The organism is Streptomyces sp. Ac-502 (assembly GCF_045222935.1).
GTDB lineage: Bacteria > Actinomycetota > Actinomycetes > Streptomycetales > Streptomycetaceae > Streptomyces > Streptomyces monomycini.
In genome coordinates, this window is sequence record NZ_JBHFFO010000001.1 from 9,286,514 (window position 1) to 9,310,263 (window position 23,750).

The window sequence follows — 23,750 nt, forward strand, 5'->3', positions numbered from 1 at the left end:
CGGCCAACACGCGAGCGGAGCGAGCGCCAAAGGATGCGCCGCACCTCATTGGGTTTGTTCCGACGCGGCGGCGGAAGTATGCGGACATGCCCAAGCCGCTTCACCGCGTGGTTGAAGACCCATACCGATCAGCACAACGCCATCGGGGATTTCGCTCGGGACGTCTCGGCTGATCCGCACTGGCCCTCACGCAAGGGACGGCAGGGCCAGCTTGACCATCTTGAAGAGTGTGGCGCCATCGATGCGGCTATCGAGACACTCGAACGTGCCTGGACTCAGTACGAGGCGTACCGGGCGGCCCAGGTAGTTGGCCGTCACCTGCGCCTCGTCGTCCTCGTGGAGGAAGACGGACCGGACCGCACCTTTGGGCGTCGCCGGTCTGGGCAGGACGTAGTCGCCTTCCAGGATCACCGGGGTGTCGGTGCCCACATGGTTGGCCACCACCGCCTCGATCGCCGGCGCCAGCGCCTCGGCGATCGCGATCTGCCGCTCGGCCACCGACTCGGGCGTCTGGCGGGCGGCCTGCGGGTGGGTGCGCCAGAAGTGGACCTCGGGCAGGTGCCCGGGCAGTGTCACCGCAAGGAGGGCCTCCACGATGTCGTCGACCTCCACGACGGGGACCCCGTACCGTCGCGCCAAGGCCCGCCCGACACCGGTCTTCCCCATCCCCGACGCGCCCCCGACGACGAGCACCCGCCAGTCGGGAAGACTCCTCAACTCATCCGTACCGTCCACGCGGGCAGAGTACGGCAGCCGCCTTCTTGTACCTGGGCCACAGCAGCCGCAGCGGTTCCCGTTCGGGGAACGGTCGCGGTGAGTGAATCCGTCCCCTACAGCATCACCTTCTGGCTGGACCGGCACAGCACCTCAGGGTGATCTCGGGCAGACGGAGAGCTTTGGCGACAGCGTGAGGTTCAGCGCCGGCGGCCGAACGGCCACCAGCTCCGGCGGGCGCGGCCGCGGGGAGGGACAGCAGGCCGCAGCGTCACAGGCGGCGGGGCACCTACGCTGCCGACTGGGTCTCACCAAACTGCGCTGGCACCTGACGAGCAGCTCAGGTAGCCGCTGGGTTGGAAGGAAGCGGCTGTGCCGGGCCGCCGCCGACAGCGGCCCGGGAAGGGCCAGGGCGGTGGCCCGGATGCCGGGGCGAGAACGCAGGCCCCGCCGCCGTGGTGAGTTTCGTCCTGCTTGCTTTTCGGCTTCAGCAGTGCACGTCGACCTTGATGACCGTGTTGTTGCCGTCCAGCGGTCGTTCGGTCCATGCCTCGACCCGGTCCCACGTGCCGTTGACGTAGGTGACGGTGAAGGAGTTGCCGTGGGCCTTGCCCCAGGAGTAGCGGTCGTTGATGGGGTTGTAGCCGCAGTTGTTCATGTTCCACCATCGTCCTGCGTCCGATGCGAGGCGGATGCAGGCCTTTCCCCAGTCGCACTGAGGCGACCAGCCCTTGAGGCTGGGCGAGGCTGCAGCCGGCCCGCTGGCGAGGGCGACGGCGGCTCCGAAGGCGGTTGCCAAGACGGTGGCTCGGGACGCTAACCGGGTGATCGACTGCATCGCAGATCCCTTCTTGTCGGGCCATCCGTGCGGTACGAGAGTGACAGACTGGGCACGCTTCAGTAACCGATCCGGGTGCGAATGGCCAGCATGTGACGCCGAACGCTCAGTGCGGTCTCCGGGCACTGAGCGACGCGCGTCATGAAATTGCAGGTCGCGCGGCTGCTGAGCACGGAGTTCAGGGTGTTCGATCCGGGCGCGGGTGCAGAACTCCGGTCAAGATCACGGCCAGAGGGCGGCATACCTGCTTTCATCGCCGCGCCCGGGGCCTGTCGCGGCCGACGGCACCCTGGCCTTGGCCGGTCCGGCCGCCATCACCGCCCAAGGCACCCTCCGCGTCCAAAGCACCTGATCGAAACAGCCCCGGGGGCTTCAACGGCGACCTACCAACAGGACGCGGAGAACTGGTGGCCCGGCCCTTCCGGCGGGGGGCAGGCGCGGAGCGGCGGTGAAAGCCGGGGCCGCAGCGGCGCTGCGTCGCGCGTGGGCCGGGTTGTCGCGGCGGAGGCGTCCTCTACCGCCGAACGCGGCATTTGCCGAAGTTTACCGAAGGTTGGCAAACGCCTGACCTGGGGTGATTGGTTCGCGTTGTCCAGCCCGGCGGTCTAGACCAACCGTTGGGCAACAGCAGTGCCCAGGGGGAAGCCGGGGCGGAACCTGTGGTTTCGTAGGCCGGGGCATCGCCGCGACTTCCACCCCCTTGTGCACGAACACGCAAGGAAACATGCACAGATGAACAAGCGTACCCGTCTCGGCGCCGTGGCCGTATCCGCCCTCACCGCGCTGGCCGTCGGCGCGACCGGCGCATCGCAGGCCTACGCCGCCGGCGGCAGTGCGGACCGCCCCGCTGCCCAGGCCGGGCAGGTCACGCAGGCGCAGATCGACGAGCTGACCCGTTACCTCGAAGCGCTCGACCGGGGCGAGCACCTGGACGCCGACGGCAACTTCGACTACGAGGTCACCAAGGCCGCACTCGGTGCCGAGCTCGCCGACGCCCTCAAGCCGTACTTCGACGAGGCTACCGAGGCGCAGCGGGAGGGCGTGCAGCGCTCCTACGCCAGCTGCCTGCTGGACGCGATCGGCCTGGGCGGCATCGGCGGCCTCGCCGAGAAGATCAACGAGCACATCAAGAAGAAGGACTGGCGCAAGGTCGCCGAGATCGGCCTGAAGGAAGCCGCCAAGCGCGGTGTCAAGATCGCGGTCAAGAGCGGCGTCGCGGGCATGGCCGCGGTCCTGGCCGGCGCCTCCATCTACTGCATCTGGAAGGGTGCGCCGGAGCGCCCGGTGGCCCAGGTGGACACGGCCGGCTTCGCGCCCCTGTCCTTCGCCGGCCGGGACGCGGCCTCCTTCGCCCTGGCCGGCTGAACGGCCCGCACCTCGTTCGCAAGGAGGTGACGCAGCGGGGGCTTCGGCCGTGACGGACGAAGCCCCCGCTCGTGCATCCGTCGGCCGGGACCCGCGACGGTCAGTCCTCGCCGTGCACGATCGCGTTCAGGTTCACCAGGTATGCGGCGAAGCGTTTCCGGCCGCTGTCGGAGAGGCGGACATGGGTGACGGCGACGCGCCGGACGCGGAGTTTGGCGACCTCGACCATGCCCTCCTTCTCCAGGAAGGCGATCTGACGGGAGAGTTCGGGGGCCGACAGATGGAGGTTGTCGCGCAGGTCGGCGAAGGCGACGTGCTGCACCCGGTTGAGGGTGGCGAGGATGGCCAGGCGGGTGGGCGAGTGGATGACGTTGACCAGCGCCTCCCGTGGCGGCAACGATGCCGCGCCGTCGGCCGTCGTCACCGCTTCCAGCGCAGGACGAGGTAGACGGCGGCGGCCGCGGTGGGCACGGCGGCCGCTACCAGGTGGGCCACGAGGGTGCCGGGTCCCTCGCCGAAGACCAGTTCGACGCCGGGCAGTGCCAGCAGGCACACCGCCGCGAACCGCGCCGCGTTCTCCACCCGGGTCTGCGGGCGCCTGCGCGCGGCGCCGTCGTGATGGCTGTTCCAGGCGAGCAGCAGGGCGAGGGCGGCGACGAAGACCGCGATCCCGGCCGGGCGGGGCAGGTCGCACTCCATAGCCACGACGAGGCCGGTGTACAGGACGGCCAGTGTGGCCGGCCCGGCGGCACGTTCACGCGCGGAGGCCGGCCGGTTGAGGTCGGGAGCGGCGGCTATCGCGGCCAGCTGGTCGGCCGCGCCGGGGCGGGACTCGTCATGCGTCATGGTTAAGTCACTCGCACCTGGTTACCAAAAGCGCAACTGCTTGGAGTTCGCACTGCGCGGCTGCAGGCTGCTGAACTGCCGCGAGGTGGCGCGGCCCGGCGACAGCCACCGGCTTGGTAGGCCGACCGTAAGGGAGGCTGAAGCCCTGGCGGGAGAAGGAAGATACAAGAAGCGAAGGCCGACGGGCCGAAAGGCCGGAGGAAAACGGAAGGTCGGGACCTTCACCCACTCTCACACAACTCGCCGGATACGGGCCCTGGTGGCCCGGCCCGAAAGGGCGCCCACGTGGGTCAGGTGAGCCTTTGAAGTCACCGCTGCAAGGAAGCCGGAACCGAGGGACAAGTTAGACACCGGTTGTGGTCGTTTCACGCACCAATCCGAGCCCGGAGAGGCTAGACGCATACCCACACGAGGCCATCTCTCGCCCTGACTCGGGCCGACCACGGCCCTTGAACCGAACGGGCCAGCCGCGACGCGCCGAGTGCGGGGCCAGGAACCGGTCATTGCCACAGCGGCTCCCTTTGCGGCGGCCGGAAGACGGCGGGCTATTCGCTCCGGCGTGGTCCGCCGCGTTTCCTGCTCGGCCGTCGTGCCCGTTCACCGGTGTCCGTGCGCGACCCCGGCGCCTCGCACCGTATCGACGAGGAATTCCGGGTTCCGGGGCAGCTCGTCACCGCGCCATGCCACACAGCCGTCCGGGCGGACCAGCACGAAGGGCCGTTCGTAGAGCTTGGCGATCTCCCCGTCGCCCGTGGTCCGTACGGTCAGCGGCACGCCCCGCTCGGCAAACGCGCGCTCGGCCCCCTCTACCCCGGGGTGCGCGGCGAAGCACAGCAGGACGAATCCGCGCCCGAACAGGTCGAGGGTGGACGTGTCCGCGTCCCACCACGCGTGCGCGGCGCGGTAGCCCGGCTCGCTGCCCGGGCGCCAGCCGGCGTCCGGCTTGCCGTGACGCACCGGCACGTCGGGGTCCTCGATGATGACGGGGGAGCGGTAACGCAGCCCGAAGTGGATCTCGGGGGCGTCGAACTCCCGCTCCACGCCGCTGCCCGCCATCCGCTGCGCCATCTGCGCACGGGCCCGCTCGCCCTCGGGCCCGTCCAGGTGGACCTCGGGCGGCAGCCGCCTGCGCAGGGTGCGCTCCAGGTTGAGGTTGGCCTCCTCCAGGCTCTGCACGGCGATCGGCCTGCGCTCGGTCTCGTACGTGTCGAGCAACTGCTGCCCGGCCCAGCCGTTCAGCGTGGCGGCGAGTTTCCAGCCCAGGTCGGCGGCGTCGCCGATGCCGGTGTTGAGCCCGAAGCCGCCGGAGGGCGAGAGGGTGTGCGCGGCGTCGCCGGCGAGGAAGACGCGTCCGGCCCGGTACCGGTCGGCGACGCGGTGGGTGAGGTGCCACTCACCGTCGCTCAGCAGCTCCACCGGGGTGTCGACGGCGAGGGCATCGCCGATCAGCGACAGCGCGTCGACACGGCCGGCGGCGCCGTCGTCCACGCCCACGACCAGGTTGTACAGGTCGCTGCCGTTCAGCGAGCGCAGGGGAAGCGCAGCGTGGACGAGAGCATGAGGAAGTGGACGAGCGCGGCGCGGTCGCCGAGCCGCTCCTTCAGTCCGGGCGCGCGGAAGAGGATGTTGCGGAAGATCTGTGTACGGTGGCGGGCCGGCGCGTCGATGCCGCAGGACTGCCGGATGGGGAGGCGGCGCCGTCGCAGGCGACCAGGAACCGCGCCCGTATGGTGCCGGTCGTGCCGGTGGCGTGGTCGGTGAGGGTGGCGTCGATGTGGTCGTCGGTGCGCAGCACGCGGTCGACGGTGGTACGGAGCCGCAGCGGACCGTCCGGGTGGACGCCCACGGCCCGCGTCAGCACCGGGTTGAGCCAGTGCGCCGGGCAGATCTGGTCGGGCTCGGGGGTGTGCGCGAAGGCCGGGCGGTTCCCGGCGGTGCCCCGGCGGTACCGGTAGATCTCGTGACCGCCGACCCGGGTGACCCAGGCTATGTCCAGGGGGTGATCGGTCGGCCACCCGGCGCCGCGGACGGCGTCCGCGACGCCCCAGCGGCGGAACAGCTCCATCGAACGCGGACCGATCGTGCTGACCTTGGGGTGCCGGACCTCTCCGTCACCGGCGTCCGCGAGCACGCAGTCGATCCCGCGGTACCTCAGGTCCAGGGCCAGCGCCATCCCGACCGGGCCGCCGCCCACGATCAGCACGTCGGTCCGCTCACCGGAATGCGTCATGTCGTCCTTGCCTTTCTTCGTGGGCCGGTCCCGGCCGTCGGTGGAACCGGGAGGGCGCGCGGGGCGCCTTCCCGGGACGGTCATCGGCTACGGGCGTTCCGCGGTGGCCAGCAGACAGCCGAAGTCGTCGACGCCCGCCAGGTCGGACGGCCGGAAGGCGTCGTCGGTGAAGAAGTTGCTCTCGTCGAGGGCTGCGGGGCGGTCCTCGACGGCCGACAGCTTCGCGATCTCTTCGGCGAGGCGCAGCGTGGTCTGCTCGGTGACGTCGAGGATCTCGCGCAGCCGCAGGCCGGAACGGTGGAGCAGTGCGACGTAGTCGTCGATGTCCGCCGTGGTCGACATCAGGCCGCTGCAGAACTTGTCGATGCCCGGGTGCCGCACCTCCTTGCGCGGGAAGCGTTCGAACACGTCGGTCAGGACGAGCCGGCCGCCGGGGCGCAGGACCCGGCACGCCTCGGTGAGCACCTGCTGCCGGTCCGGCATGTGGCAGAGCGACTCCAGGGCCATCACGGCGTCGAACGTCCCGTCGGGGAAGTCCAGCTTCATCGCGTCGGCGTGCCGGAACACGGCCCGGTCGGCGGCCCCGGCCTCGGCCGCCAGCCGGTTGGCGGCCTTGATCTGCTCCTCGCTGATGCTGATGCCGGTGACCCGCGCGCCGGTGTGCGCCATGACCCGCAGGCCGGGGCCTCCCACGCCGCAGCCCAGGTCGAGGACGTGGGACGAGCCGTCCACCTTCAGCCGTTCGATGAACACATCGGTGAGCCGGTCCATCGCCGCCTCGATCGAGGCCTCGGAGTCCGGCGTGTCCCAGTAGCCGATGTGGACGTTGGTGTTGAAGGTGCCGTCGTTCATGGCGTTCAGCGTCAGCCGGTCGTAGAGCTTGCCGACGGCTCCCGGCACGGGCAGCGTCTGGGCGGGGTCGGTCATGGCAACGGCCTTTCGGTTCGACGGGTGCGGAGCGTGGTGCGGGGGACTGGTGCGGTCAGGGTGTTCGGTGAAGCCGGTGGGAGGTGGCCCCCTCGCGGCCGGTGCGGGGTGGCGGCGGGCCCGGCCCGGCCGCCGTAGCCCTCAGCATCGGGCCGCGCGGGCCGCGGAGCAGCGGTGCGGACGAAAACCCGCTCGTTCACGTGGGGGCGCGCCGCCGGTTCGGTCCGGCCGGGTGGGCGGAACACCGTTCAGCCCATGCGCGCCCGGGCAGGCCGGGGGTATGGGTCTCTCGGGGGCGCCGGTCGGGCCGGGCGTCAGGCGTCCGCGGCCTCCGGTGACCAGCCTTTCTCGATCTCCTGGCACCGGCCGTAGTCCGGCAGCAGGCCCTGGTCCCGGGCCTTGGCGAGCGTGATCGCCGCGCCGTCCCGCTCGGACAGGATCGGCTCGGTGTCCCGGGGGACGGGCAGCCCGAGCGCCGGGTCCAGGACGGACAGGGCGAGTTCGTTCTCCGGTACGTAGCTCCCGGAGAGCATGTACGACATGACGGTGTCGTCCTCCAGCGCCACGAACGCGTGGCCCACCCCCACCGGGAAATAGGTGGTCCGGTGGTCCTGCTGGTCCATCAGCACCGAGTCCCACCGGCCGTACGTGGGCGAGCCGACCCGGATGTCGACCACGATGTCCAGGGCCGCGCCGCGCGCGCAGTAGACGTACTTCGCGGTGCCGGGCGGTGTCACGGTGTAGTGGATTCCGCGCACCACGCCGCGCCGGGAGACGCTGTGGTTGGTCTGCGCGACGCGGAAGAGCGGACCGCCGTGCGCCTCGGCGAACGCCTCCTCCTGGAACGGGGAGAAGAACAGGCCCCGTTCGTCGGGGAAGACGCGGGGGGTGAACTCCAGTGCTCCCTCGACGGTGAGTTCGCGTGCTTTCATGTCTGCTCCCGTGGCTGGGTGAACGGCTCGGCGGACTGGCGGTCGGCGGGTCTCACAGCGTCGCCAGCACCTCGCGCACGGCGTGGATGACCTTGTCCTGGAGGTCGCGCGGCAGCGAGGGGTACATCGGCAGCGAGAAGATCTCGCCGGCCAGCGCCTCGGTGACGGGCAGGGACCCCGGGGCGTATCCGAGGTGGGCGAACCCGGTCATGGTGTGCACCGGCCACGGATAGCTGATGTTGAGGTGGATGTCGTACCCCTTGAGGCGCTCGATGATGTCGTCACGCCGGGGGTGGCGCACCACGTACACGTAGTACACGTGCTCGTTTCCGGGGACGGTGCGCGGGAGCACGAGACCGGTGTCGGCGAGAGCATCGGCGTAGCGCTGCGCGACGGCCCGGCGGCCGGCGATGTAGGTGTCGAGCCGCTTGAGTTTGCGCCGCAGGATCTCGGCCTGCACCTCGTCCAGGCGGCTGTTGTGGGCGGGCGTCTCCAGGGTGTAGTAGCGGTCCTCCATGCCGTAGTACCGCAGCCGCCGCAGCCGTTCCGCCACGGTTGCGTCCGAGGTGAGGGTCGCGCCGCCGTCGCCGTACGCGCCGAGGACCTTGGTCGGGTAGAAGGAGAAGGCGGCCGCGTCGCCGGTCATGCCGGCCGGCGTGCCGCCCTGCCGGGCGCCGTGGGCCTGGGCGCAGTCCTCCAGGATGGCCAGCCCGTGCCGGGCGGCCAGCTCCTTCAAGGGGGCCATGTCCACGCACTGCCCGTACAGGTGCACCGGCAGGAGGCACCGCGTGCGTTCGGTGATGGCCGCTGCCACCTGGCCGGTGTCCATGAGGAAGTCGTCCTCGCGCACGTCGACGAAGACGGGGGTGGCGCCCGTGCCGTCGATGGCGACCACGGTCGGTGCCGCGGTGTTCGACACCGTGATCACCTCGTCGCCCGGGCCGACGCCCAGCGCCTGCAGCCCGAGCTTGATCGCGTTCGTCCCGTTGTCGACACCGACGCAGTGGGCCGTCCCGTGATAGGCGGCGAATTCCGCTTCGAAGCCGCGCACGCTCGCGCCCAGCACGAGCTGCCCCGAGCCGAAGACCGTCGTTACGGCGTCGAGGATGTCCGGACGCTCGTCCTCGTACTCCGCCAGGTAATCCCAAACACGCGTGGTCATGTGCCAGCCTTTCCAGGACTGCGGCGGACGGCCGTGCTGCGGTCGCACGCCTGCGGTGGGTGTCGTCCATCAGAGGTGCGTGTCGTCACCGGGTCTCGCTCTCCTGCCCGGCCAGAGCGGTGACGGTGCGCCGCAGCCCCTCGGGAAGCGAGGTCCGGGGGTGCCAGCCGGTGACCGCCCGGAACGGGGAGGAGTCGATGGTCACGCTGCGGAAGTCCGTCACGGGGGTGTGGGCCGGCGGTTCGACGGACTCCACGGCGACCGGCTGCCGCCCCGTGTGGTCGGACACGGTCCGGGCGATGAGCCGGAAGACGTCGCCGAGCGCGTCGCCCCGGCCGGCGCCGATCAGCCAGTGGCCGCCCACCAGGGCGTCCGGGTGGTCGAGGGCCGCCGCGAACGCCGCCGCGACGTCGCTGACGTGGACCAGGTCGCGCCGCACCGTGCCGTCGTGCCACATGGTGAGCGGCAGGCCCGTGAGCGCCCGCCGCACCATGGCGGACACGACACCGCGGTCGCCGGTACCGGGCGCCGCTCCCTCACCGAACACCGTGGGCAGACGCAGGCTGATGCCGCGCGCCCGGCCTTCGGCCGTGGCCTTGAGCAGCAGGTGCTCCGCCGTCAGTTTCTGCCGGTCGTAGGCGGTTTCCGGGTGGTCGGGTTCACTGCCGTCGAGTGGTTCCCGCGGCGGCACGCCGACCTGCGAGGCGGCGCCCGCGTACACCACCAGCGGGGGCGTCCCGTCGCCCGCGGCCGGCCGCAGGACGTCCAGGAGGTCCCGCATCACGCCCACGTTCACGCGCTCGGCCTCCGGCTCGGTCTCGGCCGCCCGCCACCCGCCGTCCGCCAGGAGCAGGTGCACCACCGCGTCCGAGCCCGCGACGGCCTCGGCGAGCGCCGCCCGGTCGGTGAGGTCGGCGGTGACGGCGGTGGTCCCGGCCGGGCCGGGGGAATCACGCTCGGCCTGCGCGCCACCGCCCGCAGGCGGACCGGGCGGTGCGCCAGGGCGCGCAGGACGGCCGATCCCACGAAGCCCGAGGCGCCGAGCACGGTGATCAGCGGTTCGGCGGCTGCCGGTGTGCGTGCCATGTCACACCTCTCCCCGGGTCCGTATCGCCATGGCGTTGAGGCAGGCCAGGAGCGTGCGGGCCTCCACGTTGAGGTAGTGCCCGTGCCGGGTGAGGGCCCTGAGCTGGGCGGGGGTGGCCCAGGCGAAGCCGGGGGCGGGTCGAGCGCGGCCCCGGTCCCCTCGGCGTCGACGACGAGGTACCGGCTCCGGGCGTTCAGGAAGCGCCCGCCCTCCTCGGAGTGGACGGCCTGGTAACGGATCCGCGCCTCGGGGGCGTTCAGGACAGCGTCGAGGAAGGGCGGGCGGTCCGCCTCCGGCAGGTGGGCGTGGTTGCCTGGCGTGCACTGGACGGTGGGCGCCAGCTCGACCGTGTCCAGGAAGCCGCCCTCGGCCCGGGCCTGCACCAGCACGTGCGGCACCCCGTCGATCTCGCGCACGAGGAACGCGGTCACCCCCGTGCCGACGGGTTCGATCAACGGCTGGTCCCAGCGAACCACTTCGCGGCTGCCGGCCCGTACGGAGACCGCGACGACCTTGAAGTAGCGGCCGTCCTCGTGCTCGATCGCCTCGACACCGTGCTTCCAGCCGCGCACGGAGGCCAGCGGTACGCGGCGGGTCCGCACGTCGCGGCGGGAGCGCTCGCCGGTGAACCACGACAGGAGCTGAGCGTCGGAGAGCAGCGCGCCGGGCGGTGTGTCCCGGTACGGCACGCAGGACAGCACGGTTCTGGCGTTCATGTTGACCATGTCGTCCTCGTGCAGGAGTTCGGCGATCTCGCCGAGGGTGAGCCAGCGGAAGTCGTCCGGCGCGGGGACCTCACCGGCCGTCTCGACGATCATGTTGCGGTTGGACTTGCGGAAGAACCACGAGCCTTGTTCCGACTGGAGCACGTCCACGATGACCCGGTCGCGGTCGGGCCGCACGAAGTGGTCGATCAGCCGCACGTCCGCGCCCCGGTGGGCCCTGGTGTAGTTGCTGCGGGTGGCCTGCACAGTCGGCGAGAGCTGGAGCAGGTTGGGGTTTCCCGGCTCCATCTTGGCCTGCATCAGGAAGTGCAGCACCCCGTCGAACTCCTTGGCCAGGATGCCCAGGACGCCCACCTCCGGCTGCCTGATGACGGGCTGCTGCCACTCCCGGCGGGGGCCGTCGCCGTAGGGCCCGTCGTGTTCCTCCACGTGCAGGCCCTCGACGGTGAAGAACCGCCCGCTGCGGTGCACGAGATCGCCGGTGCCGGGCTCGAACCGCCACTCGCCCAGCTCCGCGAACGGGATGCGTTCCACGCGGAAGACATGGGCCCGGCGGCGCTCCGCCAGCCAGGCGTGGACGTCCTCGGTCCGCGACCGCACCCCGCGGTGGGCCGCTGCCGACAGGGCGAGACGGCCGGCCAGCGAGCGGTCCCTGCGCGGACGTACGGCGACGGGGGCGGCAGGTGGTGGGCCGAGGCAAGACGACATCGAAGTACTCCCTGTCTGCGGGGGCGAGAGCGGAACGGTGTTCGCCCGGCCGGCACGCGCCCGGCCGGCCACGCCCGGGGGTCAGGTCCGCTGCGCGGTGATCAGGACATAACCCGCGTGCGGGTGCTTGCCGAAGGCGTCCATCAGGTCGGCTGCCGCGCTGATCTGCTCCGCCGCCGGCGCGTCGAGGGAGGCGGCGATGTCCCGGAAGGCGGCCGCGGCGTGCCCGTAACTGGCGCGGACCTGTTCGCCGATGTCCGTGAGCTCCAGCAGTTGCCAGCCCGCTTCGGCCAGGCGCGCGCGGTGCTCGTCGGGCGTGTTGATCCCGGCGATCTCGTACACGTCCAGCATGCCGTCCAGCACGGCCCGGTCCTCGCCGGTGAACGGCTGCCGCTGGCACAGGTCGGTGACGACCAGACGCCCGCCGGGGCGGACGACGCGGCGGATCTCCGCCAGGGCGGCGGTCTGGTCGGTGATGTGCAGCAGCGATTCGATCGCCCAGGCCCCGTCGAAACAACCGTCGTCGAAGGGCAGGTCCACGGCGTCCGCGAACCGGAAGGAGACCCGGTCGCGCACCTCGGAGCCGTCCGCCTCCTTGTCCGCCTGGGCGAGCTGCTGGTGGCTGACGGTGATGCCGGTCACGCGGACCTCGTGCGCACCCGCGATACGCAGGGCCGGGAGGCCGTTGCCGCAGCCCACGTCGAGCAGTCGCTGGTCCGGCCGGAGGCCGAGGCGGGCGGCGACGAGGTCGGTGAGGCGGTCGGTGGCCTCGGTGATCGGGAGGCCGGGGTCGTCGTCCCAGTAGCCGACGTGGATGTTGCCGCCCAGGGCGGTCGTGGCCCCGGCGTCGGCGAACACGTCGTACGCCTGGCCGACGGAGTCGGGGCTGGTGCCGGGCTGCTGTGTCATGAGTGCCTTTCCTTCGCGCGGTGTCGGTGGGGCGCCGCGGGTCACGGCAGGTCGGATCTGCCGAGCACCAGCCGTGTCGGCCCGTGGAAGACCATGTCGTCGGCGTACTCGACCTGTTGACTGCCGCGGCCCAGCCCGGGCATGCCGTCCAGCAGCGTCCGGAGACCGATTTCGGCCTCCGCGCGGGCCAGCGTCGCGCCGAGGCAGTAGTGGATGCCCAGTCCGAAGCCCAGGTGCCGGTCGGCGGGGCGGCGCACGTCCAGGACGTCGGGGCGCGAAAAGCGCGCGGGGTCCCGGTTCGCCGAGCCGAGCAGGGCGACCACTCGGCTGCCGCGCGGCACCTCGTGCACACCGAGGCGGGCGTCCCGGTAGGCCCATCGCGTCACCGCCTGCACCGGAGGGTCGTAGCGCATCAGTTCCTCGACCGCCCCCGGCGTAAGTTCGGGAGCGGCGCGCAGCGCTTCGAGGACCTCGGGGTGGGCCCGCAGCGCCAGCACTGCCTTCGCCAGGAAGTTGGTGGTGGTCTCGTGTCCGGCGGTGAGCAGGTGGACGCAGGTCCCCACGATCCCGTCCACGCTCAGCGGCGCACCGCCGTCCCGGGCGCGGACCAGAAGCGTGAGCAGGTCGCCGTGGTCGTCCCCGTGCCGCCGGGTCACCTCCTGCCGGAAGTAGCGGGTCAACGCGCCGGCGGCTGCCTCGGCCCGTGCGTAGCCGCCGGTGCCGTTGCGCGAACGGGTACTGCCGGCCTCCTGGAGGGCCATCGCGTTGGCGCGTAGCCAGCTGTGGTGGTCCTGCGGAATGCCGAGCAGTTCGCAGATGACGAGGATGGGAAACGGCGCCGCGAAGCCCTCGACGAGGTCGGCCTCCTGGTGCCGTTCGAGCTGTCCCAGCAGCGTGTGTGCGATCTGCGTGATGCGGGGCCGCAGACCGGTGACGATCGAAGGGGAGAACTCCGTACCGAGCAGGGAGCGCAGTTCGGTGTGGCGCGGCGGGTCCAGGAACACCAGCCAGTTCTCCACGACGGTCCGCAGGGCCCGGTACTCGGCGGGGACCGGGACGGGCGCCGCGCCGGGGTCGCCGGACGCCACGCGCGCGTCCCGGCCGAACCGCCGGTCCGACAGCACCTGGACGACCTCGTCGTGGCAGAAGACGTAGAAGGTGTCCGGCGCGCCCGCGCCCGGTGCCCCGCGGTGCACCGGCGCGGCCTCCCGGTAGCGCCGGTACACCGGGTACGGGTGGGCGATGTCCTCCCCGTCCCAGCCCTTGAGGTCGAACCGCGGCAGCGTCGCGGATGGCATGCGGTCTCCTTCGCTCATGAGTGTGGCGTCGCCGCTCCGTACGGGCCCGCCGGGGACGCCTGGCGGCCCGGCGGTCGGAAGCGGTCGGCCCAGAACGCGCTCATCTCACCCACCCGGGCGGGCACCAGGGGTGCTTGCCGCAGGCCACCGCGAGATGGTCGAGGCGCAGCGCGATGCCGCGTCTGGCCACGTCCGGGCGGGACACCGGCGCGGGCTGCTCGGACAGCTCGAACGACGGCCCGGCGGTCCGGCCCCGCCGTCCCGACGGCAGGGTCACCAGCAGTTCCGCCAGCGGGCGCATCAGCCCCGTCATCATGTCGATCGCCGCGTTCATCAGGTCGGAGCGGCGCAGGCTCGCGTCCGGGCACTCACCGAAGTGCTGGACCATGAGCTGGAGCGCCATGAAGTAGGAACGGTTGAACAGCTCCATGACCGACCGGGCGTCCGGGTCGGTGACCGTCTCCATGGCCGCGTTCCCCTGCCCGAGGGTCGGGTTCCGTACGACGGGGTAGGCCGGGTTCCACCGTTCGCCGCCCGGGCGGGCCCGGGTGGCCGGCGAACCGCAGAGCAGGTCGGAGATCCGCAGGAATGAGGCGTAGTGCGAGTGCTCGGCGGTCCGCGCGTCCAGGACCCCGCCCTCTCCCTGCTCGGTGATGACGTCGATCGCGAACAACGCGCTGGACAGGTCGTCGACTTCGAGCTGGTAGTCGGGGTGGTGCCGGTTGACCGACTCCCGCAGGAAGAGGTGGTGTTCCCCGCCGCCCCTGCCCTTCCCCACCAGGAAGAGGTCCGGGACGCGGTGCAGGCCCTCGCGGATGTCCGTGTACAGCTCGCTCAGCGAGGCGTAGGGGTGCCGGTCGTCGTGGGTCGCGGGGGCCGCCGGTGTGTCGCCCCGCCGTACGTCGTGGACGAGGTCTTCCGGCCGTTCGATCTGCACGAACCGTTCGACGCTGCCGGGCCCCAGCCTCTCCAGGGAGAAGTCCAGCGGTACCGGCAGCTCGTGGTTGACGGTGCCGAAGTCGAGCCGGGGCACGTGGAACGGCTCGCCCACCGCGGTGAGGATGTTGTTGACGAGGAGAAAGTGGATCATCTCCTCGCGGGCGATGTTCAGCAGCATGCTGCGGATGCCCTCGTCGAGGGTCTCCCCGCCGTCGCCGCAGGCGAGCCGGAGCTGCTCGGGTGTCCACGTGCCCCGCCGCACGTACTCCAGGCCGGCACCGTGGGTGGGCACCGAGTAGGCCGCGTACAGGTACTGGAGCATGACGGCCAGTTCGATCGTGGCGGCGTCGCGCAGCACCTCGACGAGGCGGCCGCGGGTGGTGATCTTTCCGCTCGCGCGGCCGGTCGCGGGCTCCGTCAGCAGGACCTCGTCCGGCGCCTGCTGGGCCCGCAGGAACGTCAGCAGGAGCTGTGCCTTCGGCTCGGACAGGTCCCGCGTCGGCGGCATGTAGTACGTCTTCGCCTTGTTGCGCGGGTCGCACATCTGCCAGATCAGCTTCGCGTATGTCTCCACCTTGCACCGGTCCGCCAGGCTGAAGACCTCCGCCTTCATGAAGGAGTACAGGTGCTCGTAGAACGCGAAGACCTCCGTGTAGACCAGGTCGAAGGACACTTCGTCCTGGCGGATGCCGGCCAGCCGCCAGTCGTCGGGCAGCACCCGCACCGACAGGTAGCCGGCGCCGGGCCAGTAGCCGAGCGCGTCGTCGTGGTCGTGGCCGAGGGCCGCCGAGCCGGGCCGGTCCACGTCGCACGGCAGGTCGTCGGCGCCGGCGGACAGCAGGACGCGGGCGGTGCCGGCCGCCGCGCCCCGCAGGGTGAACCATCCGAGGCCCGCGTGGTCGGTGTCCAGGAGGCAGGTGTCGGACCACGGGCCGGAGCCGTCCTGCCGCCCCACGCGCAGGTGGACGATGCCGACATCGGAACACCGTGCCTCGGGGGAGCGGGCGGCCGGGTCGCGCGGGAGGGCCCGGGGGTTGAAGAACTGCCGTACGTGGATTTCGGCGACGGCGGCCGGGCGCCCCCGCACGAAGGAACGCACGAGTACGCCGACGTCCTGGTCCGCGTCGTCCGGGTCCCGTGGATGTTCCAGGAAGAGGCTCGCGTCGTCGGCCTGGACGTTGATCTCCTTTTCGCGCAGGTGCACCACCGGGCCGTTCGGGCCGGTGCCCACCAGGCGCAGCGCCTCGTCGGCCGCGGCGTCCGCCGGCAGCTCGATGGGGACTGTCACCAAACCGCCGGCCAGGGCGAATTTCTCCCCGAGGTACGCCTGCCGGGGCACCCGGGCCACCAGCCGGTCGCTGTCCGCCGTGCGCAGTTCGAGATCGCCGATGTCGACCGGGGCGGGAGGGCCGGCCGCGGTCCCGGGGGCTGTCTTCGGGGCACGGGTGGGCACCGCAGTGATCATGTTGAGGGTGACGTGCTCGTCCGTCAGCTCGACGGTGAGGTTGTGCAGCTCACCGGGGTCCGGCCGGGCGCGTGGCGCTCCGGGACGAGCAGCCGGCCCGCCGGATAGGTACGCGGCTCGTGCGGGCGCCACGGTGCGATCGTCCCGCGCAACCGCCACCGGCCAGGCCGGTCGGGCGCGAGTGGAGCGGCCAGATGGCTCAGCGCGAACTGCACCACCAGGCCGCCGGCCCCCTCGGCGGCGGCCGCGGCCCGCAGGTGCCGTACGGCCGGGGAGGCGGCCGCTTCGTCGAGCCAGGTCAGTTCGTCCTGCTCGGTCACGGCGAACTGGTGCACCACGGACCGGCGCAGCCGCTCCGCCAGCCAGTGACCGCCGACGTCCCGGACGTGGCGGGCGTTGTGCCACCGCGGGGGATGGAAGCCGCGGACGCCTCCGGTGGCCATGTACCCGACGTCGTGGGAGCGGCCGTCCCGCCCGAAGCAGAACTGCCCGACCATGAGCGTCGTGGTCCAGTCGGACGACGGGTCGACGTCGAAGACGCGGGCCCGGTTGACCGTGGTGGCCAGGTACTCGTTGTAGTGCCCCCACATGTCGACACCGCGGCCGACCACCGGGTCGGCGGTGTCGACATCGCCCGCCCGGACCTCGACGCCGGTGATCCGCGCGTCGACGGAGAAGTGCCCGTTGCCGGCGAAGTCCTCGCCCTTGGCCGCGCTGAAGGGTCCGTCGGGCGCCGGGCGGCCCGAGCTGTCGAACCTCGGCCCCAGCCGGTCCAGATGGTCGTGGTACTCGCCGGGCGGGCGGTGCGCGGGAAAGGGCTGTCCGTCGTCGGTGAGCGCCGTGTTGGTCGCCAGATCGACGAGGCCGCTGCGCGCGCCGGTCGGCAGGTGCGTCGTCGCCGTCCCGCCGAAGTGCAGCCGGGGCAGGTCGAAGACGCTCATGCCGACTCCCGCGAGGGGCTCGGCCGGGTGCCGGCGAAGACGCGGTGGGTCCGCGGCTCGTACCACTCGATCTCGTGAGCGGCGTCGATCGCCGACTCGATCGCGCCCTCGATCCAGGCGGGCTTCGACGAGCAGTGCTCGCCGGCGAAGAACAGCCCCTTCTGCCGCCGGGCCGCCTCTCGCCGCTCCGCCTCGCGCAGGGCGGCCTCCTGGCCCCAGCGGACCGTGGCCGCCCCCAGGACCACCGGCGCGCGCCCCAGTCCCGGCCCGCCACGCCCAGGATCATGCCCGGCCGGCGTAGCTCGGGGTGCATCGCGCTCAGTTCCCTGGTGACGACCGCGTTGCGCTCCGCCTCGCCCAGCCGGCTGAGCGCGTCGGCGTCCGGCCCGATGGCGTAGCTCGCGAGCAGCACCGCGCCGTGTTCCGGATCGCCTTCGGTGGGCGGGTAGTAGGTCTGCCGCACGTGCCCGCCGGTGAAGGACGCGCCCCCGCTGATCCCGTCCTTCTCCCAGAAGGCTTCGCGGCAGTGGAAGGCGACCTTCGTCGCGGCCCAGTATTTCGTCTGGTGGACGATGTCCAGCTTGTCCGGGTCGAAGCCGGACAACTGCATCCTCCGGAGCACCGTGAACGGAATGGTGCACACCACGTAGTCGCAGGTCCGGGTGAGGGACCTGACACCCTGGCGGATCCGCAGGACCACCGTGTCGTCGCGGACATCGATACCGACCACTTCCTGGCCGGTCGCTATCGGTCCCCGGATCCGCGCGGCGAGCTGCCGGGGAAGCGCGTCCATGCCGTCGCGCAGCCGCACGATGGTGGAGCTGGTCTCGTCCAGGACGTCGTCGAGGAAACGCTCCAGGCGCGGCGGGCAGAACGACCGCACCTGGGGGTGGTCGGCGAAGAAGGAGTGCAGGTCGATCCGGTTGTGCGCGCTGCCGCAGCGGTAGGGCGCCAAGTCGATGTGATCGACGAGGTTCAGCAGTTCCACGCCGATTTCGTCGTGCATGGCGTCGTAGAACTGGCGGGGTGCGATGGCCCTGATGCTGGCGTCCAGCCAGGCGCCGAACAGCAGGGTGTTCCCCTGGTACTGCCGGCTCGGCAGCCCGGCGGCGAACTCCTCGACGAGGGTTTTGTGCGCGTCGCGCACCCGGAGGTAGCCGGAGGCAGTGGGCAGGTAGGCCGCGTCGTCGGAGAACAGGGTGCGGAATTCACGCACCTGGTGCTGCAGCCCGAGTTCGGCGATGTAGTGCATGGTCAGCCGGTGCCCGGCGGGGATCCGCATCGCGCCGAGTTCGGCGAACGGCCCGGCCTGGCCGCGGCCGGAGAACCGGTGGGTGTGAATGCGGCCGCCGATGCCTGGGCTTGCTTCGATGACGTGGACCTGATGTCCGAGGCGTTCCAGTTCGTAGGCCGTGACCAGGCCGGCGATGCCGGCGCCGATGACGGTGACCTTCTTCGGCCCGCCGAGCGCCTCATCCGCCCCGTCGATCTTCTGCGAGGGTGCCGTCACAGGTTTCCTCCAGTACGCGATGTCCGAGGCCGGGAGCATGTCCTGGATGAACGTCAGCGCCTTCCCGGTCCCGGAAAGGGCGATGCCGGGGATTGCTTGTCGGTCATTGTTCGTGCAGTGGCGGCGCGTTCGTATCCCCCGCCGGGCCCGGGGACGGACGGTTTGATCGGCGACACGTCGGCGCCATCAGGGCGGCCCGGCATCGCCACCCCGCGCGAACGTGCGGGGTTTGCCCCGTTCCCCCACCCGGAGCCAGGGCCGGGTGATGCTGGCGTGCGTGGCCGGACGGCCGGGCCGTGGGCGCCCGGTCCGTCCGCCGGCAACGGTGACACCAGACCCGACGGAGGCGAGAGCTGATGCGTGTGTTGATCGCTACCACACCGGCACCGGGACACGTCGTCAGCATGCTCGAAGTCGCACGCGAACTGACCCGGCGCGGCCACGAGGTGCGGTGGTACACCGGCCGCGCCTTCCGTGAACAGGTGGAGCGGACCGGGGCGCACTTCGAACCCATGCACGCCGGGCTCGACTTCGGCGGCCGGAGCCGGGAGGAAGCGTTCCCCGGCCACGCCGGGCTGTCCGGGGCCGCCAACTTCACCACCGGCGTCCGGGACATCTTCTACCGCACCGCACCGGGCCAGATGGACGACCTCCTGGCGGTGCTCGAACGGTTCGCGGCCGAGTGCATCCTCGCCGACGACATGTGCTACGGCGCCTGCTTCGCCGGCGAGCGCACCGGAATCCCGCTGGTCTGGCTGAACAACTCGGTCTACATCGCCGGCAGCAGGGACACCGCCCCGCTCGGGCGGGGCGCAATGCCCAGTGCGTCGCTGCTGGGGCGGGCACGCAACGCGCTGCTCAGGTTCGTCGCCGACCAGGTGGTGATGCGAGGCATGCGCCGGGAGGCGGACCGGACCCGGGCCCGGGTGGGACTGCCCCGGCTGCGGACCGGCGCCATGGCGAACATCGCGCGCCCGCCGGCCCTGTACCTGATGGGCACCGTGCGGTCCTTCGAGTTCCCGCGCAGCGACCTGCTGCCGGGAACCCACTTCGTGGGCGGACTCCTCGGCCTTCCCCCGGAGCACTTCGACCCACCCGGCTGGTGGGACGAGCTGCAGGCAGGCCGGCCGGTCGTGCTGCTCACCCAGGGCACCACCGCCAACGACGTCGACCGGCTGCTCGCGCCCGCCGTCCGGGCCCTGGGCGGGCAGGACGTCCTCGTCGTGGTCACCACCGGCAGCGGCGTGGACGTCGACCGGCTGCGGCCGCTGCCGGACAACGTGCGGCTGGAGCGGTTCATCCCCTACCACCACCTGCTGCCGCACGTGGACGTGATGGTGACCAACGGCGGCTACAACGGCGCCAACGCGGCCCTCGCCCAGGGGTACCGCTGGTCGTCGCACCGGGATCGGAGGAGAAGCCCGATGTAGCGGCGCGGGTCGAGTGGGCCGGGGCCGGTGTCGTCCTCAAGCGGCGGGCCGTGACGGAAGCCGGCCTGCGCGAGGCGGTGACCACCGTGCTCAACGACGAGCGCTACCGGCGGCGGGCACGCGAGATGTCCCGCGAGTTCCAGAGCTGCGACGCCCCGCGACGGGCCGCCGAACTGATCGAGTCCATGGCCGGCTCCCAGGGCCAGGTCCCCACCGGAGGTGTCACACAGTGAATGCCACGACGAAAACCGGCTTGGCACAAGCCCCCTGGCGAGCATGCCGGTGGACCCGGGGCCGTTCGACTGCATGCCGGACCTGCTGGCGGCCGCCCGCGTCGCGCCGGTCGTGCGGATCCCCTACCTCGGCCGGCACGCCTGGGTCGTGTGCGATCCCGAACTGGTGCGGATCGCGCTGACACACCCCGGATGGAAAAGGACGTGAGCCTGGTCCCGGACTTCATGCGCAAGCCGGGTCTGATGGTGGGATCGCAGCCCGATCCGGAGTACGCCCGCGCCATGATCATGAGCGACGGGGAGCACCACGCGCGGATCCGGCGGCTGCACGCACCGGTGCTCAGCCCCCGTAACACCGAGCGGTGGGGCGAGCGGGTCAGCGTCAAGGTCGACGGATTCCTGGACGACCTGGAGCAGTCCCGCTCCGCGGACGCCGCCGAAGTCGACGTGGTCACGGACTACACCCACCGGATCCCGCTGGCGTTCATCTCCGAGATGCTCGGCCTGCCCCTGGAGGCGGAGCGGCGGCTGCGCAGCATCACCGACGTGATGCTCTACTCCTCCGACTACCCGGCCCGCACCGAGGCAGTCGGGGCGCTGTTCGGCGCGGTCCGGGACTGGGTGCGCGACCCGGCCCCGCTGCGGGACGGGGTGATCACGGGCTTCCTGTCCGCCTCCGACGGGCCGGACGCGATCACCGAGGGCGAGGTCATCGTCTGGACGGTCGGAATGATCATCACCGGCTACGAGACGACCGGGAGCGCGATCTCCGCATCGCTGTACGAGGCGCTGCGCCGACCGCCCGAGGACCGGCCGCGAACCGACGAGGAGATCAAGGAGTGGATCGAGGAGGCCCTGCGGGTGCACCCGCCGTTCCCGCACCCGACCTGGCGCTTCGCCATGGAGGACCTCGACCTCGGCGGCTATCTGATCCCCAAGGGCGCCCCGGTGCAGGTCAGCATCGCGGCGGCGAACCGCGGGCCGGGCGAGGAGGCCGACAGCTTCGACCCGGCCCGCAAGGGACAGGGGCACCTGACCTTCGGCCTGGGCATGCACTACTGCATCGGCGCCTCGCTGGTCCGGCTGGAGGCACAGATTGCGGTACGCGGCTTCCTGCGCCGGTTCCCGCGGGCACGGCTGAGCAGCGACACCGCCGTCCAGTGGGAATCGGAGTGGATGATCCGCCGGCTGAGCGCCCTGCCCGCCACGTTGACCTGAAGGCGACCGTGCCGCGGCACGCCGGGCGGCGGGTCCCCGCGCCGACCGACGCGGGAAGCAGAGGCCCGGCCGTGCCGGGCGGCGGGCGCCCTGCCGGGGCCATGACACATGCTCTCACCAGGACGCGCCACGGAATCGGCCCGCTCACGGATATGGGGAAGATGATGGCTCCTAGCTTTGTGGCTGACGCACCGCGCGACCGGGGGACGCCCCGGCTGAGGCCGGGGGCCTTCGGCAGCCGGCCGGACCTGCTTGAGCCGGACGGGCGCGGGGCCGTGCGCCGCCCCGGGGCGGCCGCCCCGGCGAAGGGGTGCCGATGAAGGCGCTCGTGCTGGCCGGCGGTTCCGGCTCCCGGCTGCGGCCGATCACGCACACCTCGGCGAAGCAGCTCGTGCCGGTCGCCAACAAGCCGGTCCTGTTCTACGGCCTGGAAGCGGTCGCCGAGGCCGGGATCCGTGAGGTGGGCATCGTCGTCGGCGACTCGGCCGCCGAGATCGAGGCGGCGGTCGGCGACGGCTCCCGCTTCGGCCTGGAGGTGACCTACCTCCCGCAGGAGGCACCGCTGGGCCTGGCGCACGCCGTCCACATCGCCCGGGACTACCTCGGCGACGACGACTTCGTGATGTACCTCGGCGACAACTTCATCGTCGGCGGCATCAGCTCGCTCGTGCGGCGGTTTTGCACCAACCGACCGGACGCCCAGATCATGCTGGCCCGGGTCTCGGACCCGCGCGCGTTCGGCGTGGTCGAGCTGGATCCGCGCGGCCGGGTGATCGGACTGGAGGAGAAGCCGCAGCACCCGAAGAGCGACCTGGCGCTGGTCGGCGTCTACCTGTTCACCGCCCGCGTGCACGACGCCGTGTGCCGGATCAAGCCGTCCTGGCGCGGTGAACTGGAGATCACCGACGCGATCCAGGAACTGATCGACGCGGGGTGCCGGGTGGATTCCGACGTCGTGTCCGGCTACTGGAAGGACACCGGCAACGTCGACGACATGCTGGAGGTCAACCGCCTGGTCCTGGACGGCATCGCGGCCGACTGCGCCGGTGAGGTGGGCTCCAGCGAACTGGTCGGCCGGGTGGTGGTCGAAGAGGGCGCCACCGTCACCCGGTCGCGGATCGTCGGCCCGGCGATCATCGCGGCCGGCTCCCACATCTGCGACTCCTACGTCGGCCCGTTCACCTCCATCGACAGCGACTGCGCGGTGACCGACAGCGAGATCGAGTACTCCATCGTGCTGCGCGGGGCCTCCCTCGCCGGGGTGCGGCGCGTCGAACGCTCGCTGATCGGACGCGAGGTCGAGGTGACGTCCACTCCCGGGGCCCTGCGGGCCCACCGCCTGGTCCTCGGCGACCACAGCAAGGTGCAGGTCACCTCATGAAAATCCTTGTGACCGGCGGCGCCGGCTTCATCGGCTCGCACTTCGTACGGTCCTACGCCGGCGCGGACGAGGTGACCGTGCTCGACAAGCTGACCTACGCCGGGAACCCGGCCAACCTGGCGCCCGCCGAGGGCCGGTTCACCTTCGTCCACGGCGACATCTGCGACGCCGAACTGCTCCGGAAGGTGGTGCCCGGCCACGACGTCGTCGTCAACTTCGCCGCCGAGACACACGTCGACCGCTCGATCACCGGCGCGGGCGACTTCGTCCGCAGCAACGTCCTGGGCGTGCAGTGCCTCATGGAGGCATGCCTCGACGCCGGCGCCCCGAGGGTCGTGCACATCTCCACCGACGAGGTGTACGGCAGCATCGAGGCCGGATCCTGGGACGAGTCGGCCCCGCTCAACCCGAACTCCCCTACGCCGCGGCCAAGGCCGGCGGTGATCTGATCGCCCTGGCCTACGCGCGCACCCACGGACTGCCGGTCAGCATCACCCGCTGCGGGAACAACTACGGGCCGTACCAGTACCCGGAGAAGGTCATCCCGCTGTTCACCACCCGTCTGCTCGACGGCCTGAAGGTGCCGCTGTACGGCGACGGCCGGAACGTACGCGACTGGATCCATGTCGATGACCACTGCCGGGCCGTCCGGCTGGTCGCCGAGCGCGGCGAGGCGGGCGAGGTCTACCACGTCGCGGGGACCGCCGAGCTGACCAACCGGGAGCTGACCGCCCGGCTGCTGGAGGCGCTCGGGGCCCCCTGGCGGTGCGTCGAGCACGTGCCCGACCGCAAGGGCCACGACCGCCGCTACTCCTTGACCGACGCCAAGCTGACGGCCCTGGGCCATACGCCGCGGGTCACCTTCGAGCGGGGGCTCGCCGAGACGGTCGCG

At 71.7% G+C, this 23,750-nt stretch carries 19 protein-coding genes and 5 pseudogenes; 8 read left to right on the forward strand and 16 right to left on the reverse strand.

Going from position 1 to position 23,750, the window contains the following annotated elements; translation table 11 throughout:
• Positions 1–78: 78 nt before the first annotated feature.
• A pseudogene (locus tag ACEXOX_RS42270) lies at positions 79–225 on the forward strand (hypothetical protein); the annotation flags it as partial.
• Here the strand turns inward: ACEXOX_RS42270 and ACEXOX_RS42275 are convergent.
• Complete coding sequence (locus ACEXOX_RS42275) at positions 187–735, reverse strand: hypothetical protein (protein WP_406525943.1); 549 nt, start codon at positions 733–735, stop codon at positions 187–189. The pseudogene ACEXOX_RS42270 and the gene ACEXOX_RS42275 sit on opposite strands and share 39 nt — an antisense overlap.
• 466 nt (positions 736–1,201) lie before the next feature.
• Positions 1,202–1,372 (reverse strand): hypothetical protein, encoded by a 171-nt coding sequence (locus tag ACEXOX_RS42280; RefSeq protein WP_234317722.1) that lies wholly within the window; start codon positions 1,370–1,372, stop codon positions 1,202–1,204.
• Between the two features lie 912 nt (positions 1,373–2,284).
• Between ACEXOX_RS42280 and ACEXOX_RS42285 the strand changes: the two genes are divergently transcribed.
• Positions 2,285–2,917, forward strand: coding sequence for a hypothetical protein (locus ACEXOX_RS42285; RefSeq protein WP_406525944.1), 633 nt, complete (start codon positions 2,285–2,287; stop codon positions 2,915–2,917).
• Between the two features lie 100 nt (positions 2,918–3,017).
• Here the strand turns inward: ACEXOX_RS42285 and ACEXOX_RS42290 are convergent, their stop codons facing one another.
• The 14 genes and pseudogenes from ACEXOX_RS42290 to ACEXOX_RS42355 form a co-directional block, all read right to left on the reverse strand.
• The gene (locus ACEXOX_RS42290; protein ID WP_406525945.1) at positions 3,018–3,341 is read right to left on the reverse strand and encodes a transcriptional regulator; all 324 of its coding nucleotides are present in this window, start codon (positions 3,339–3,341) and stop codon (positions 3,018–3,020) included.
• Positions 3,338–3,763: a hypothetical protein gene (locus ACEXOX_RS42295; protein ID WP_406525946.1), complete on the reverse strand. Its 426-nt coding sequence runs from the start codon at positions 3,761–3,763 to the stop codon at positions 3,338–3,340. Before ACEXOX_RS42295 ends, ACEXOX_RS42290 begins: the two co-directional genes overlap by 4 nt.
• A 597-nt stretch (positions 3,764–4,360) precedes the next feature.
• A pseudogene (locus ACEXOX_RS42300) lies at positions 4,361–5,993 on the reverse strand (FAD-dependent monooxygenase).
• Between the two features lie 87 nt (positions 5,994–6,080).
• Complete coding sequence (locus tag ACEXOX_RS42305) at positions 6,081–6,920, reverse strand: SAM-dependent methyltransferase (protein WP_406525947.1); 840 nt, start codon at positions 6,918–6,920, stop codon at positions 6,081–6,083.
• A gap of 314 nt (positions 6,921–7,234) precedes the next feature.
• Complete coding sequence (locus tag ACEXOX_RS42310) at positions 7,235–7,852, reverse strand: dTDP-4-dehydrorhamnose 3,5-epimerase family protein (protein WP_406525948.1); 618 nt, start codon at positions 7,850–7,852, stop codon at positions 7,235–7,237.
• Positions 7,853–7,904: 52 nt separating this feature from the next.
• Entirely contained in the window at positions 7,905–9,014 is a 1,110-nt protein-coding gene (locus ACEXOX_RS42315) for a DegT/DnrJ/EryC1/StrS family aminotransferase (protein ID WP_406525949.1), read from the reverse strand.
• 85 nt (positions 9,015–9,099) lie between these two features.
• The gene (locus tag ACEXOX_RS42320) at positions 9,100–10,035 is read right to left on the reverse strand and encodes an NAD-dependent epimerase/dehydratase family protein (RefSeq protein ID WP_406526658.1); all 936 of its coding nucleotides are present in this window, start codon (positions 10,033–10,035) and stop codon (positions 9,100–9,102) included.
• A gap of 66 nt (positions 10,036–10,101) precedes the next feature.
• Positions 10,102–11,534, reverse strand: a pseudogene (locus ACEXOX_RS42325) (NDP-hexose 2,3-dehydratase family protein).
• 81 nt (positions 11,535–11,615) lie between these two features.
• Positions 11,616–12,443, reverse strand: a complete 828-nt coding sequence (locus ACEXOX_RS42330) for an SAM-dependent methyltransferase (RefSeq protein ID WP_406525950.1) — start codon at positions 12,441–12,443, stop codon at positions 11,616–11,618.
• Between the two features lie 41 nt (positions 12,444–12,484).
• Positions 12,485–13,741 carry a cytochrome P450 gene (locus tag ACEXOX_RS42335; protein WP_406525951.1) on the reverse strand — a complete coding sequence of 419 codons (1,257 nt, stop codon included), beginning with the start codon at positions 13,739–13,741 and terminating at the stop codon, positions 12,485–12,487.
• A gap of 100 nt (positions 13,742–13,841) precedes the next feature.
• On the reverse strand, positions 13,842–16,277 hold the full coding sequence (locus tag ACEXOX_RS42340; RefSeq protein WP_406526659.1) for a ferritin-like domain-containing protein: 2,436 nt from the start codon (positions 16,275–16,277) through the stop codon (positions 13,842–13,844).
• Positions 16,169–17,086, reverse strand: a complete 918-nt coding sequence (locus tag ACEXOX_RS42345; RefSeq protein ID WP_406526711.1) for a hypothetical protein — start codon at positions 17,084–17,086, stop codon at positions 16,169–16,171. The genes ACEXOX_RS42340 and ACEXOX_RS42345 overlap by 109 nt, the downstream gene beginning before the upstream one ends.
• Positions 17,083–17,331 carry an FAD-dependent oxidoreductase gene (locus ACEXOX_RS42350; RefSeq protein WP_406526712.1) on the reverse strand — a complete coding sequence of 83 codons (249 nt, stop codon included), beginning with the start codon at positions 17,329–17,331 and terminating at the stop codon, positions 17,083–17,085. Before ACEXOX_RS42350 ends, ACEXOX_RS42345 begins: the two co-directional genes overlap by 4 nt.
• 53 nt (positions 17,332–17,384) lie before the next feature.
• Positions 17,385–18,635, reverse strand: a pseudogene (locus tag ACEXOX_RS42355) (flavin monoamine oxidase family protein); the annotation flags it as partial.
• 365 nt (positions 18,636–19,000) lie between these two features.
• Between ACEXOX_RS42355 and ACEXOX_RS42360 the strand changes: the two are divergent.
• From ACEXOX_RS42360 to ACEXOX_RS42385, 6 genes and pseudogenes are all read left to right on the forward strand, one after another.
• Positions 19,001–20,026, forward strand: coding sequence for a glycosyltransferase (locus ACEXOX_RS42360; protein WP_406525952.1), 1,026 nt, complete (start codon positions 19,001–19,003; stop codon positions 20,024–20,026).
• Positions 19,987–20,259, forward strand: a complete 273-nt coding sequence (locus ACEXOX_RS42365; RefSeq protein ID WP_406526660.1) for a glycosyltransferase — start codon at positions 19,987–19,989, stop codon at positions 20,257–20,259. The genes ACEXOX_RS42360 and ACEXOX_RS42365 overlap by 40 nt, the downstream gene beginning before the upstream one ends.
• 43 nt (positions 20,260–20,302) lie before the next feature.
• The gene (locus tag ACEXOX_RS42370) at positions 20,303–20,467 is read left to right on the forward strand and encodes a hypothetical protein (protein ID WP_406525953.1); all 165 of its coding nucleotides are present in this window, start codon (positions 20,303–20,305) and stop codon (positions 20,465–20,467) included.
• Entirely contained in the window at positions 20,464–21,477 is a 1,014-nt protein-coding gene (locus ACEXOX_RS42375) for a cytochrome P450 (RefSeq protein ID WP_406525954.1), read from the forward strand. The genes ACEXOX_RS42370 and ACEXOX_RS42375 overlap by 4 nt, the downstream gene beginning before the upstream one ends.
• Positions 21,478–21,793: 316 nt before the next feature.
• Positions 21,794–22,858 (forward strand): glucose-1-phosphate thymidylyltransferase, encoded by a 1,065-nt coding sequence (locus ACEXOX_RS42380; protein WP_406525955.1) that lies wholly within the window; start codon positions 21,794–21,796, stop codon positions 22,856–22,858.
• Positions 22,855–23,684: pseudogene (locus ACEXOX_RS42385) on the forward strand (dTDP-glucose 4,6-dehydratase); the annotation flags it as partial. The gene ACEXOX_RS42380 and the pseudogene ACEXOX_RS42385, both read left to right, overlap by 4 nt.
• Between the last annotated feature and the right edge of the window lie 66 nt (positions 23,685–23,750).

Excerpts from the sequence above, each read along its gene's own strand:
- ACEXOX_RS42280 (WP_234317722.1), bottom strand. The coding sequence starts at position 1,372 with ATGAACAACTGCGGCTACAACCCCATCAACGACCGCTACTCCTGGGGC.
- ACEXOX_RS42285 (WP_406525944.1), top strand. The coding sequence starts at position 2,285 with ATGAACAAGCGTACCCGTCTCGGCGCCGTGGCCGTATCCGCCCTCACC.
- ACEXOX_RS42295 (WP_406525946.1), bottom strand. The coding sequence starts at position 3,763 with ATGACGCATGACGAGTCCCGCCCCGGCGCGGCCGACCAGCTGGCCGCG.
- ACEXOX_RS42305 (WP_406525947.1), bottom strand. The coding sequence starts at position 6,920 with ATGACCGACCCCGCCCAGACGCTGCCCGTGCCGGGAGCCGTCGGCAAG.
- ACEXOX_RS42310 (WP_406525948.1), bottom strand. The coding sequence starts at position 7,852 with ATGAAAGCACGCGAACTCACCGTCGAGGGAGCACTGGAGTTCACCCCC.
- ACEXOX_RS42315 (WP_406525949.1), bottom strand. The coding sequence starts at position 9,014 with ATGACCACGCGTGTTTGGGATTACCTGGCGGAGTACGAGGACGAGCGT.
- ACEXOX_RS42330 (WP_406525950.1), bottom strand. The coding sequence starts at position 12,443 with ATGACACAGCAGCCCGGCACCAGCCCCGACTCCGTCGGCCAGGCGTAC.
- ACEXOX_RS42335 (WP_406525951.1), bottom strand. The coding sequence starts at position 13,741 with ATGCCATCCGCGACGCTGCCGCGGTTCGACCTCAAGGGCTGGGACGGG.
- ACEXOX_RS42345 (WP_406526711.1), bottom strand. The coding sequence starts at position 17,086 with ATGAGCGTCTTCGACCTGCCCCGGCTGCACTTCGGCGGGACGGCGACG.
- ACEXOX_RS42360 (WP_406525952.1), top strand. The coding sequence starts at position 19,001 with ATGCTCGAAGTCGCACGCGAACTGACCCGGCGCGGCCACGAGGTGCGG.
- ACEXOX_RS42370 (WP_406525953.1), top strand. The coding sequence starts at position 20,303 with ATGCCGGTGGACCCGGGGCCGTTCGACTGCATGCCGGACCTGCTGGCG.
- ACEXOX_RS42380 (WP_406525955.1), top strand. The coding sequence starts at position 21,794 with ATGAAGGCGCTCGTGCTGGCCGGCGGTTCCGGCTCCCGGCTGCGGCCG.